The following is a 12,589-nucleotide window of genomic DNA, read 5'->3' on the forward strand; positions in this document are numbered from 1 at the left end:
TTCTGTGACCACTGATCTATCGGCCCGCATCTCCCCGGAAATTCCCGAGGCTTCGGCGAGCACGACGACGGCGGGCAGGGGCAAGCGCCCCCGCCCGCCTTTCGGCGTTTCTGCAATATCCCTCCTGGCCGTGCTGATCGCACTGTTTTCGCTCATCCCGCTGGGGTACGTCGCTTACATGACGGCCGCGACCGGGTGGGACACCGCCGTCGCGCTCATCGTCCGGCCGCGCGTTGGCGAGCTGCTCCTGAACACCGTCATGCTGGTGGTCTTCACGGTGCCCATATGCCTCGTGTTGGGGGTCGGTGGCGCGTGGCTCGTGGAGCGGACGAAGCTGCGGGGGCATCGCTGGTGGGCCGTGGCCCTGGCAGCCCCGCTGGCCATCCCGGCGTTCGTCAACAGCTATGCATGGGTGACGGCAGTCCCCTCGCTGGAGGGCATCTGGTCCGGCGTACTTATCGCCACCCTGTCCTATTTCCCCCTTGTCTACATTCCCGCGGCGGCGACGCTGGGGCGTCTCGACCCCGCGATTGAGCAGTCCGCGGCCTCGCTTGGCCTGGGTCCGTGGGCCATCTTCTTCCGGGTTGTCCTGCCTCAACTACGGATCGCCATGACCGGTGGCGCCCTCTTGGTGTCGCTGCACCTGCTGGCCGAGTACGGCGCGTTCGCGATGATCCGCTTCGACACGTTCACCACCGCGATCATGACCCAGTTCCAATCCACGTTCAACGGCACCGCCGGGAACATGTTGGCGAGCGTCCTGGTGTTTTTCTGCCTCATCCTGCTCCTGGCCGAAGTCAGGAGCCGCGGTACCGCACGCTATGCCCGTATCGGTTCCGGCGCCCAGGCCAAGCCGACCCGGCTTCCCCTGCACCACTACCAAATTCCGTCCCAGCTCGCCCTGCTTGCCCTCACCGTCTTGGCCTTCGGCTTGCCGGTCTTTTTTGTCCTGCGCTGGGTGGTGGCGGGTGGCGCCCGCGTCTGGTCAGCCGACGAATTCCTTCCGGCACTCCTCCAGACCCTCGCGTATGGCACCGTGGGCGCCGCGGCGACAATCGTCGTCGGCTTCCCCATGGCCTATCTGGCCGTGCGGCACCCGAGCTGGTTCAGCAAGATGCTTGAACTCTCCAATTACGTCACCAGTTCCCTGCCCGGCATCGTTGTGGGCCTCGCCTTCGTGACCGTGAGCATCCGGATGGTTCCGGGCGTGTACCAGACGTCCGGGGTCCTGATTGCGGCCTATGTGCTGCTGTTCCTGCCGCGGGCCTTGGTCAACATCCGCTCCGGACTGGCCCAGGCTCCCAAGGAACTCGACGAGGCCGCGCAATCGCTCGGCAAGGCCCCGCTGGTGTCCTTCCTGAAAGTGACGCTGCGCCTCACAGCTCCGGCCGCCGCCGGCGGGGCTGCGCTGGTGTTCCTCGCCATTGTTAACGAGCTGACGGCAACACTGCTGCTATCCCCCAACGGCACGCACACCCTGGCCACCGAATTCTGGAGCAAGAGCAGCGAGATCGACTATTCGGGCGCGGCACCCTACGCGCTGCTCATGATCCTGTTGTCTGCCCCCATGACGTACTTGCTTTTCCAACAGTCCAAGAAAGTAGCCGGACAGTGACCGAACAATCCCCCTCAAGGCTTCCGTCACCCCGCGTAGCGGCTTCGGTGGCTCCCACCACCAACACGCATCTGGACATCGCGGAGGTTACCAAGAACTTCGGCTCGCAGGCCGTGCTGAAGGGCGTGAACCTCTCGGTGGCCAAGGGCGGAACAACCGCCATCGTCGGGCCCTCCGGATCCGGCAAGACCACCCTGTTGCGCCTGATCGCCGGCTTTGAGCACCCGGACACCGGTTCCATCAGCCTCAACGGAAACAAGGTAGCCGGGAACGGGATCTGGGTACCTGCCCACAAACGGCATGTTGGCTATGTTGCCCAGGACGGCGCGCTCTTCCCGCACCTTACGGTGGGGCAGAACATCGCGTTCGGGCTGGACAAGTCAGCGCTCGACGGCGGCCGCCGCGCCGTGAAGACGCGCGTCCAGGAGCTGCTCGACATGGTTTCCCTCGATGCGGACATGGCAAAGAGGCGGCCCCACCAGCTCTCCGGGGGCCAGCAGCAACGAGTGGCACTCGCCCGCGCCCTGGCCCGCGAACCGCAACTCATGCTGCTCGACGAGCCGTTCTCCGCGCTCGACGCCGGCCTCCGCGTGGCCACACGGCGCGCCGTAGCGAAGGTCCTGAACGAAGCCGGGGTCACCACCATTTTGGTGACGCACGATCAAGCCGAGGCCCTGTCCTTCGCGGATCAAGTGGCGATCATGCGCGGCGGCAAGCTGGCGCAGATCGGCAACCCGTTCGTTGTGTACACGCGCCCCGCAGACCGGGCAACAGCCGAATTCCTCGGTGATGCCGTCATCCTGGACGCGTGGATGGAAGGCTCCCTGGCCACGTGTTCCCTGGGCGGCATACCCGTACGCCGTCCCCCGGCACAGGGCCTCGTGCAGTTGATGCTCCGCCCGGAACAGATCCGGATTGCTCCCGATGGTCCCATCCGCGGAGTGGTTGTCGATACCGACTACTTCGGCCCTGAGACCACAGTGCGGATCAAGCTCGCTCCGCGCGTTGCGGCGGCCGGCGCATCCTTGGCCTACCCGGGAGGCGGCGAAATCATCACCATCCGGCACTGGAACGCTTCCATCACCAAGCCCGGCACCGAACTGTGCCTCCGCGTGGTGGGCGAAGGCGTGGCGTTCCCTGTGGAGGATTAGAGATAGGTCGCCGTGATGCCGCCGATTGCGCACCGCGTCGCGGGCGTGTTAGCGTTGCGGCGATCGTGATCAATCGGCAGGAGGTGAGTCCCATGAACGCAGTATCCGCAATGGGTGCTCCCCTGCAGTCCACGATCGCGCGACTGACGTAGTCGCCACCGGGAGCGCCACACAGGCAATTCGCGAAAGGCGACTCCCATGAACACACCCTCTTCTTTACCTTTGCACTCCCGCGAGCGAGCGTTGGTCCTCGGCGGCGGCGGATCGACAGGCAATGCCTGGCTGATCGGCGTCATCGCCGGCCTCTTCGATGCCGGACTGGACGTGACCGACGCCGATCTGACCATCGGCACGTCAGCCGGGTCGACGGCCGCGGCCCAGATTGCTGGCGCGACCCCAACCGAGCTATTCGCCAACATCCTTGACGCTGTCCCACAGCAACGGTCCGCTCCGGTCGGGTCCGGACCGGGACGGGCACCGGCCAGGCCGGTGGTGAACCATCTCGAGCGGATCAACAAGATCATCGCCGACGCCCAGGACGTGGCCGACATGCGCCGGCGATTGGGCGAGGCAGCGCTCGAAATGGATGCGGCGTCGGATGGCTCCTGGTCAACACAATGGCGCAGTACCGTCGCCACCCGGATACCCAACCATCACTGGCCGGAACGAACGGTGCTCATCACGGCGGTCGATGCCCGTACCGGTGAACCGATCGCTTTCGACCGCGACTGCGGAGTCGGCCTGGCGGACGCCGTGGCCGCCAGCTGTTCCAGTGGTATGCCTTACAGGATCGGAGACAACCGCTACATCGACGGCGGTTACCGATCCAACGCCGAGAATGCCGATCTGGCTGCCGGATACGAGCGGGTCCTGGTGCTCTCGCCCTTCGGTGGCAGATCACTGCAACCGCTGGAGTGGGGCACGCATCTGGCAACGCAGGTCGATGAACTCCGCGCACGCGGAAGCAGAGTCGAAACGATCTTCCCGGACGGCAACTCCGAGCACATGTTCGGCGCCAATGCCATGGATCTGTCACTGCGTCCGGCCGCGGCCCGCGCGGGTTACGAGCAAGGCAGGGCCCTTGCCGGGCAGCTCTCCGAGTTCTGGCGCTGAGTGTGCTTCGGGGGTTACTGACCCCGGACAGGCATAGCCTTATGGCATGACGGCAAGTTACAGGTACGACGTGGAGATCTTGCATCTGCTCGTGTCATCCGGACACGCCTACTTCGGCCGCTCACGCGATGGTGCCGCCGAGGTGCCCACCACGGATGCCGAGCAGGTCGACGTCGTGGGCGGCAAGGGCATCGTCGGTGACCGGTTCTTCGGCAAGGCGGCGCACATGGATGCAGCAGTCACCCTGATAGCAATCGAGTCGCTCGAAGCGATGGCCGCTGAGTTGGGCGTCGCACCCTTCAACCCGCTCCTCACGCGCCGGAATGTAGTCCTCAGGGGGGCCCATCTGGCTCCCCTGTTGGGCGGGGAGTTCGCGTTGGAATCCGGCGGCGGCCTTGTACGGTTCCGGGGCGGGCGGCCTGCCCACCCCTGCGCTTGGATGGACCAAGTCCTGGCTCCGGGCGCGCACGCCGCCATGCGAGGCCGGGGCGGCGTGCGCTGCCAACCGCTTTCGGATGGCATTCTCTATCGTGGCCCAGCTGTGCTAATTAGCCCAGTACGGCTTGATCCCGACAAGGCCGGCCAGGCCACCCTCCTCCGGGCTTCACGGCTTCCGTAGGTCAATTCCTACGACTGCCGGGGTTCTGCGTCGGATGCAGCGATCGAGGCGTTGGCCTGATCGGCCGAAGAGCGCTGCCGACGACTCGCCAGGAGGAAAGGCACCGCGATCAGTTCGACGACGCCGCTGATCGCCAATGAGGTGGGGTAGCCGTACACATCGGCCGCCCGGCCAAGCAACGGCTGCACCACCACTCCCCCGCTTGATCCCATGAGCGAGTCGAAGCTCAGCACTGTTGCCCGCTGCTTCGACGGGATCATGTCGTTCACGTAGGCCTGCCGCACCGGGGTGGCGCCCGAGTCGACCATGGCCCAGAACGTCAGTAAGGCCAGGGCCACCCAGAAAACATTCGCGAACCCGAGCACCACCAGAATCGATGCGCTCACCACTCCGCTCAAAATCAACACCGTGGTGCGTTTGCGAACGAGGCGTCGGATACGCGGTGCAAACCACCCGCCCAACACCTGCGCTCCGGCCACGATGGCCGCGGCCAGCCCGGCCACGGAGTACGCGTGCCGGTCACCGAAGAGCTGAAGCAGGTACGGCTGCAGGGCATAGAACACATAGATCCCGACGCCGGCGCTGAACGGCGCGGCCAGCATCACGTACCGCACTGGTGGATTTTTCAAACCGTTCTCGATCGAGGCATCCAGGACGGCGCGGGTCGCCTTGAGGGGACGGGCAGAACGTTCGGGGGTGAACCCGACGTCGCGCATGAGGAAGAAGGCCACGACGAACATAGCGAGGAGCACCCCCACACGAACCAGGAACGGCACGCCAAGGTTGGTCGCCTGGGCGATCACCCCGCCAACCACCGAGCCCGCAAGCATGGCTGCGCCGGACACCATCTGTCCGCGCCCGAGCACCGTCTCCAGGCCGCCGTCATATCCAGTGAAGCGCAACGCGTCGACGAGCCAGGCCTCCACCGCACCCGAGAAGAAAGTGAAGCCCAGACCGAGCAATACCGACACCACGGCCCACCACCAGAACGGGGCGGAAAGCTGCCAAAGCAGATAGTAGAGGTAAGTGGACCCGGCCAGCGTCACCGTGCCCAGGAGGAAGGAAAGCCGGCGCCCCCAACCATCGGCCACCACTCCAGTGGGCACTTCGAATATGACCATCCCGGCCGTGAAGAAGGCGTTCGCCGCAAAGGCCTCGAGGTTGCTGAGTCCCGCATCCAGCAGGAAGAGGGTATTGATCCCCCAGATGAACGAGGCCGCAAGGGTATTGCCAAGGGTCAATGTGAGAAAGATGCTTTGAATCTTTCTGGCGGCGGGGTTCATCAAGGCGCCGTCCCCGCCAGGACGAGGGGGAACCACCAACCCATTCTCGTCCGCTTCGGCTACGCCCGCCAGAGCCGGGGGCTGGACCGCGCTCGCCGGGCGATACCGCGAACGAATTCCGGGAATTTCGGCGGGCAGACGATCTTCGACCTAATAATGTCGTAGGTCCCTGGAATGCTTGGTTTATGGCCGAGAACCGGGGAACACAGCTGATCGGACCGGGTGCGCCTTCGCGCGGCGCGGGTTCGGAGCCTGCCGTGCCGGGCGTCCGCGTACACGAGCTGATTAATGCCGTGAAATCGCTTCGGCCAGCCGCTGCCTTTGAACTGGTGGGCGGCACCGGACCGGACCAGGGCGCCGAATTGATTGACCAGCTGCGCGAACTTGAAGACTTGAAGTCCGCGGCCGCGGCTGCGCAGGCCAGGATCGCCGTCGCGTTCGACGCCGTCCAGCGCAGCGCCGACGCGGCGGCCGGTGTCCCGGCCGACGAACGCGGGCGCGGCATCGCCGCGCAGGTGGCTTTGGCCCGGCGGGAATCCCCCGCCCGCGGCTCCCGTCTCCACGGACTCGCGAAGGCGCTGGTCACCGAAATGCCGCGCACCCTCGCCGCCCTCGAGTCAGGCCGGTTGAACGAATGGCGCGCCACCCTGCTCGTGAAGGAAACAACCTGCCTGAGTGCCGAAGACCGCTGCGCCGTGGACGAGGAACTCGCCGCCGACACCGGAACCTTCGACGGTATGGGAGACAAGGCCATCATCGCCGCGGCCAAGACCGCGGCCTCCCGGCGGGACCCCCGCTCCGTCACCCAGCGCGCGGTACGTGCCGCCGAGGAACGGCACGTCAGCCTGCGCCCGGCCCCCGACACCATGACCTACCTGACCGCGCTGCTCCCCGTCGCCCTTGGCGTGGCCGTGCACGCGGCCCTAAACCGGCACGCCGACACCCTGCGCTCCGGCGGGGAGACCCGGTCCCGGGGCCAGATCATGGCCGACGCCCTCATCGAACGCACCACCGGCACCCCCGGCGGGATCAGCGGGGTGGAGGTGCAGCTCGTCATGACCGACCGCACCCTCTTCCAGGGCGATGCCGAACCGGCCCGCCTGCCCGGCTACGGCATCGTCCCCGCCGCCTGGGCCAGGACACTCCTCACCGGGAACGAGCCTGTCGAACCCGGCCAGCGCGGAGACAAACAGCCTGGCCACGGGCTTCGGCAGGACCAAGCCGGGCAGGATCAGGACCTGAAGGTTTGGCTCCGGCGCCTCTACACCGCCCCGGGACCGGGGACCTTGTCGCCGTCGACTCGAGGGCGCGGCTCTTCCCGGCAGGCATGCGGCGCTTCATCCAGGCCCGCGACGACACCTGCCGCCCCCCTACTGCGACGCACCGATCCGGCACTTCGACCACATCGTCCCGTGGCACCACGGCGGCCCCACCAGCGTGGCCAACGGCGCGTGCCTGTTCGAAGCCTGCAACCACACCAAAGAACTCACCGGCTGGATGGCACGAACCCCGACAGCAAAAACCGGCCCCGGGACACGGCATGTCTTCGACATCCGCACCCACACCGGACACCACTACCGCTCAACAGCCCCACCCCTCCCCGGAGTCGGGATACAAGGCACAGATCCACCCGACACCGCGCCACCGCATTCCAGGCGCCATCGGCGGCGGCTACGACACCACGCCAAGGCCCTCAAATACGCCCAAGCCACCGAACTACACACCGCCGCCTGAGAAAGCTATGCCGAGCCTGGCGCCGTGTCACTCGGAGTCGTGGCCTTCGGGGCGAGTGGCAGCGTGATCCTCATGACCGTTCCCCGCGGACCGCTGCGCTCAACCTCCACAGTGCCCCGGGCCCCGGTGATGATTTCACGGACCAACGCCAAGCCGATTCCGAAGCTGCGCTGGCCCGGTGCGCCCTCGGGGCTGTGGGTCCTCACGAAGCGGTCAAAGATCCGGGTCTGGTCAACTCCCTTGATCCCGGCCCCGGAATCCGAGACGGTGACCACCGCGCGATTGCCGAGCACCGCCGTCGTGATCCCCACTTGGCCACCAGCAGGGGTGTGCGCCAGCGCGTTGTCGGCCAGGGCAAGGAGGGCCCGGCGGAAGCCATTGCTGTCAATGAGCGCGAAGGGGCGGTCCTTTTCCGTCAGGGTGACGCGGACGTTTTTCTCCCCTGCGAGCTGTTGCAGGCTCTCGACGACGGCGCCCGCCACCTTGGCGAGATCGCTTGGCTCTGCTGATACATCCGTGGGCGAACCGGTGGCTGCCACAAGTAATTCGTTGACGATGCCGGTGAGGGTCGCGGTGTCGTTGCGGATGCGGGCGAGTGCTTCCCCGGTTTTTGAGTCCGCTGGGGCATCGCGCTGGGCCAACTGGACGCGTGCATCCAGGATGGCCAGGGGTGTGCGCAACTCGTGGCTGGCGTCCTGCACGAACCGTCGCTGCAATGCCAGCGCTTCTCCCAGGGGTCTGATGGCACTCCGCGCGCTGAGCCAGCCGATGGCCCCGGCAAGGAGGATCCCCGCAATGCCGGCAACGATCATGGCCTTCAGGAGGTCCTTGGTGTCCAAATACGCATAGACGGAGTCGGTTTCGCCTGGCCCAGCCAGCGTTGGATGCTGTGCCTGGTTGAAGAGGTAGATCGCAGCGGCCGCCAGCAGGCAAAGAACCAAAACCGCGCATGCCGCGCTGATCCGCACTGCGATCTTCAGGGACGCTTTGCGGAGCGTCGCCTGGTCCGGGTTTTCAGTCATGGGAATTGTTCTCAGTCATGGGGGTCGCCGATCTGGTATCCGAGGCCGTGGACCGTCCGGATCACCGTTTTGGAGATCTTACGGCGCAAGTGGTGGACGTAGGTGTCGATCACGCCCGGCTGGTCCGTGGGATGGAACAGTGCGTTGATGAGGTCTTCACGGGTAAAGACACGTTCGGGTTCGCCAGCCAAGGTTTCCAGGAGCCCTGCTTCCTTCGCCGTCAGGGTGACCACGGAACCGTAGACGGAGCGCATGGAACGGGCACCGGCGTCGAGCTCCCAGTCCCCGATTCCCAGCGTCTGAGGCGGCAGGGCATACGTCCTGGTCAAGGCTCGCAAACGGGCGGCCAGTTCCATGGCATCGAACGGTTTGGCCATGTAGTCGTTCGCCCCCGCGTCAAGGCCCCGGATCTTCTCATCGGTGGCACCGAGCGCCGTCAGGATGAGGATCGGGGTGGCGATCCCTTTGGCCCGAAGGGCCTTGATCAGTGCGATACCGTCCATGACCGGTAGGCCCCGGTCAATGACCATCGCATCCCAACTCCGGGTCAAGGCGAGGTGGAGGCCCTCGCTCCCATTGACGGCCAGATGAACGGCGAAGTCGGGCTCCAGGAGTTCGCTGATGAGCGGCCCAAGGGCGGCGTCGTCTTCGACCAGGAGGAGGGACGGCCGCTCAGCTGTTGTCATGCGGTCTATTCTTCCCCGGCGTGCCCGTTCGCGGCGCCCACCTTGGCCTTGCGCCGCTTTTTGAGGAACTCGACTCCCCACGGCAGGACGGAGATCAACACCATGATGACGGCGATGGCGTCAATGTTCTTGGCCACGAACTCATAGTGTCCCAGCCAGGAGCCCAGGAGCGTCACGGAGGTTGCCCAAATGACCGCACCTGCGATGTTCCACAGGGTGAAGGATTTGTAGTTGTAGCGGGCGATGCCTGCGCTCAGCGGGGCAAATGTCCGCACAATGGGGACAAATCGGGCCAAGACGATCGCGGGGCCGCCGTGGCGCTTGAAGAAGTCCTCGGCCGTGTCCAGGTGCGCGGTCTTCAAGACCCGGGCATCATCCTTGAACCAGCGCCGTCCGAACTTGTGCCCGAGCATGTAGCCGATCTGGTCTCCGGCGATGGCGGAGACCGATACGACGGCGATCAACACCGGCAATTCAAGCTGCAGCTGCTGGTGAAGCAGGCCGGTAGTGAACAGCAAAGAGTCACCGGGCAGGAAAGGGAAAAGGAGACCGGATTCGATGAAGACGATCAACGCCACTACGCCCAGCGCCGCGGGACCCAAGCCCTGAAGGAGGGTGGTGGGATCAAGGAATGCGGGCATGGCAGAAAGTGCGTGCATGGGGTCCTCCTCAGGATCCGTGTGCTTGGGTTGCGGCTGCTTGGGTTGAGGTTGCTTCCGAGGCGGCTGCTTCCGTCGCAACGCCAAACGGTAGCCGCCCGATGACTCGCGGAACGTACCGGTTCCAGAGCCCGGCCAAGACGATGACTACGGCGCTGGTGGCCAGGAATGACGCCACAACATCGCTGGGGTAATGGACTCCGATGTAGATCCGGGACCACGCCACCACTATGGCCAGGACGGCGCCGACCCACGCGGTGATGACGCCCCATCGGGTGCCCCGGACCAGGAAGTACAAGGCGAAGGCGAGCGCTACTGCGAAGGCGGTATGGCCGCTGGGAAAGCTGTTGGAACCCGTTTCCGGAGCCAGGGGGTCGAAAAGTAGCGCAGGGTTGGGACGGTGGCGGGCAACGATGAGTTTGAATACCTCGCTGGCAGCCCAGCCCGAACATGCGAAGAGCACAAACATGACCGCCCGCACGAAGGACTTTCGAACCAGGAAAACGAACAAGCCGATCACCAGGACAATGCACACTCCCGCTACGGGGGCGAAGAGAAAGTTCAGTGCCATGGCCACGGTGGTCAATGCGCCCACGTGATGGCGGCTGAGTTCCTGGTCAACACCGAATTCGTTGGCGGTCAGGCCGGTTACCGACTGCACACTGAAGCCAATGGCAAGAACTGCCGCGGCGAGGACAATGCCCCACAGAAGCCAGTACCTGGGCTGCGGGAGCAACGGCACACCGTGACGGACGACGGCGGAAGCGCGGCCTTCCGTGGAATCGTTCTGCTTGGCGTCTGATGGCATGCGGCTCTCCGGTTCGGGTGGTGACGGCCGTTGAATGGCCTGCTTCCACTCTCGCGCGCGGCATTTAAGAAGCTCTTAAGAACTCCTGGCCCGCGCCGTTCTCCCCTTGACCCGTCGGTGGCTGAGCGCCAGAGTTTAGGAACCTACTGTCCGCCAAATCGAAGGATCTGGGATGTCCGAATTTGCGCTCTCGAAAGACGGTACCCGCATCGGGTACGACCAATACGGCGAGGGACCGGCCGTGATCCTGGTTGGCGGTGCAATGCAGTTCAGGGGCTTCGACCCCAACACGGTGGAAATGGCCAAGCTCCTGGCCGCCAAGGGGTTCAAGGTGCTGAACTACGACAGGCGCGGCCGTGGGGAAAGCGCCGAGGCTCCGTCATTCAGCCTGAAGGACAACATCGACGATCTCGCCACGCTCATCGATATCGCGGGCGGCCAAGCCGCGCTCTTCGGGAGCTCTTCCGGTGGCTCGATTTCCCTGGCAGCGGCGGCAGCAGGCCTACCCGTCACGAAGCTGGCGCTCTGGGAGACTCCCCTGAGCGATGAGCTCGGCACCGGCGGTGCTGAATTCTTCGCCGGGCTCCAGGAACGGATCGCATCCGGCGACAAGGCCGGCACCATCGAGTACTACATGAAGGACATGCCGCCGGAATGGCTGGCTGGCGCCAAAAACAGTCCGGGATGGCCCATCATGCTCGAGTTGGGCCCCAGCCTTTCCGCCGACGCCGAATCCCTCGCATGGACCCAGTCCGCGCCGCGGGCAGAACTGTGGTCCGGGATCACCCAGCCCACCCTTGCGATCGTCGGCGAGCAAACCATCCCGATCATGCCGAAAGCGGCCGACTCCATCGTGGCCAACATCCCGAGTGCCCGCAAAGCCACTATTCCGGGCGCCAACCACGGCTGGCAACCCGGAGTCATGGCTGACGCACTCGCCGGGTTCCTGGCCGATTAGCACAGCGCCGGCGTCCACGATGGTTCTGGCCGCGATCGCCGTCGAGCTCTACACACTGGTTCCCTCGGCGTTCACGGCGGCCCGCACTGCGCGGGCAAAGGAAGCCAAGTCCGCAGGGGACGCGGAACTGGCAAAACAGGTCGCCCAGTTGCCCAAGCCTTCGACGGCGGCGTGGGCAGTCAACATGCTCGTCCGGCACGGCACCAAGGAATTCGCGGGTGTCCTGGAGCTCGGGGCATCGCTCGGGAGGGCCCAGGAGCAGCAGGATCACGACCGTCTCCGCACGCTCGGCCAGCAGCGGCCGCGCGTCCTGGGTGCCGCCGTCGAGCAGGCCCGGGCCGTGGCGGAAGGCTTGGGCGTCAAAATCAGTGGCGCCGCCGCGATGGAGATCGAGGCCACGCTGAGGGCCGCCATGACTGATCCCGGTGCTGCCGCGGCGCTCCGCAGCGGGCAGCTGGTGCGCTCGCTCTCCACGAACGGATTGGAACCCGTGGACCTCTCGGGCGCGGTGGCGATTGCGGGCGCGCTCCCGGCGGTGGATACCACTGGAGAAGGGCCCGACGACGGCGGGCGGCAGCGCGGGCGGGCAGACTCCCAGCGCGGCCGCGCTGACTCGGAGCGCGAACGCGAGAAGGCACAGACTGCGCTCGTGGAGGCAGAGCGCAATGCGGACAAGGCTGACCTGGAACTCGCCCAGGCCGAGCGCGAAGAGTCGGAGGCCGTGCGCCGGAGCGAGAAACTCGCCGTCGAAGTCAAAGCTGCCAAAGACAAGCTGGCTGCGCTGCAGCTGGAGCTTGCCGCCACGGAGTGGGCGATCACCCTGGCCGAGCGTAACCGCAAACTGGCAGTGCGGCTAGCCGCCCGGGAACGCCGGACCGCGGAGACGGCGCGAGCCCGGTTGGAGGGATTGCCTTGAAGCGGAGCGCGGCTTCCACGTCCGG

Annotated in this window: 11 protein-coding genes and 1 pseudogene; 7 read left to right on the forward strand and 5 right to left on the reverse strand. The window is 65.7% G+C overall.

The window, feature by feature from the left end; translation table 11 throughout:
* Positions 1-4: 4 nt before the first annotated feature.
* The 4 genes from QRN59_RS08265 to QRN59_RS08280 all read left to right on the forward strand — a co-directional run bounded on the left by QRN59_RS08265 (position 5) and on the right by QRN59_RS08280 (position 4,498).
* Positions 5-1,615, forward strand: coding sequence for an ABC transporter permease (locus QRN59_RS08265; protein ID WP_284982041.1), 1,611 nt, complete (start codon positions 5-7; stop codon positions 1,613-1,615).
* Positions 1,612-2,766 (forward strand): ABC transporter ATP-binding protein, encoded by a 1,155-nt coding sequence (locus tag QRN59_RS08270; RefSeq protein WP_284982042.1) that lies wholly within the window; start codon positions 1,612-1,614, stop codon positions 2,764-2,766. Before QRN59_RS08265 ends, QRN59_RS08270 begins: the two co-directional genes overlap by 4 nt.
* A 198-nt stretch (positions 2,767-2,964) precedes the next feature.
* Positions 2,965-3,879 carry a patatin-like phospholipase family protein gene (locus tag QRN59_RS08275; RefSeq protein WP_284982043.1) on the forward strand — a complete coding sequence of 305 codons (915 nt, stop codon included), beginning with the start codon at positions 2,965-2,967 and terminating at the stop codon, positions 3,877-3,879.
* 46 nt (positions 3,880-3,925) lie between these two features.
* Positions 3,926-4,498 carry an MOSC domain-containing protein gene (locus QRN59_RS08280; RefSeq protein WP_284982044.1) on the forward strand — a complete coding sequence of 191 codons (573 nt, stop codon included), beginning with the start codon at positions 3,926-3,928 and terminating at the stop codon, positions 4,496-4,498.
* Positions 4,499-4,506: 8 nt separating this feature from the next.
* Here QRN59_RS08280 and QRN59_RS08285 read toward each other — a convergent pair whose 3' ends face one another.
* A complete protein-coding gene (locus QRN59_RS08285) occupies positions 4,507-5,781 on the reverse strand; it encodes an MFS transporter (protein WP_284982160.1) in 1,275 nt (424 codons plus the stop codon).
* Positions 5,782-5,966: 185 nt separating this feature from the next.
* Here QRN59_RS08285 and QRN59_RS08290 point away from each other — a divergent pair.
* Positions 5,967-7,515 (forward strand): annotated as a pseudogene (locus tag QRN59_RS08290) (HNH endonuclease).
* Positions 7,516-7,520: 5 nt separating this feature from the next.
* On the opposite strand, the gene QRN59_RS08295 reads toward QRN59_RS08290, so the two are convergent.
* From QRN59_RS08295 to QRN59_RS08310, 4 genes are read right to left on the reverse strand one after another with little or no spacing between them, the layout of a single operon-like run.
* A complete protein-coding gene (locus tag QRN59_RS08295; protein ID WP_284982045.1) occupies positions 7,521-8,537 on the reverse strand; it encodes a sensor histidine kinase in 1,017 nt (338 codons plus the stop codon).
* 11 nt (positions 8,538-8,548) lie between these two features.
* Complete coding sequence (locus QRN59_RS08300) at positions 8,549-9,223, reverse strand: response regulator transcription factor (RefSeq protein WP_284982046.1); 675 nt, start codon at positions 9,221-9,223, stop codon at positions 8,549-8,551.
* A gap of 5 nt (positions 9,224-9,228) precedes the next feature.
* Positions 9,229-9,882 (reverse strand): DedA family protein, encoded by a 654-nt coding sequence (locus tag QRN59_RS08305; RefSeq protein ID WP_284982047.1) that lies wholly within the window; start codon positions 9,880-9,882, stop codon positions 9,229-9,231.
* A gap of 10 nt (positions 9,883-9,892) precedes the next feature.
* Complete coding sequence (locus QRN59_RS08310; protein ID WP_284982048.1) at positions 9,893-10,690, reverse strand: phosphatase PAP2 family protein; 798 nt, start codon at positions 10,688-10,690, stop codon at positions 9,893-9,895.
* Positions 10,691-10,862: 172 nt separating this feature from the next.
* Here QRN59_RS08310 and QRN59_RS08315 point away from each other — a divergent pair, with 172 nt between their 5' ends.
* The gene (locus tag QRN59_RS08315; RefSeq protein WP_284982049.1) at positions 10,863-11,648 is read left to right on the forward strand and encodes an alpha/beta fold hydrolase; all 786 of its coding nucleotides are present in this window, start codon (positions 10,863-10,865) and stop codon (positions 11,646-11,648) included.
* Positions 11,649-11,667: 19 nt separating this feature from the next.
* Positions 11,668-12,564, forward strand: a complete 897-nt coding sequence (locus tag QRN59_RS08320; RefSeq protein ID WP_284982050.1) for a hypothetical protein — start codon at positions 11,668-11,670, stop codon at positions 12,562-12,564.
* Positions 12,565-12,589: the final 25 nt, after the last annotated feature.

Origin of the sequence: Arthrobacter sp. efr-133-TYG-118, from assembly GCF_030209755.1 — a bacterium.
Taxonomy (GTDB): Bacteria; Actinomycetota; Actinomycetes; order Actinomycetales; family Micrococcaceae; genus Arthrobacter.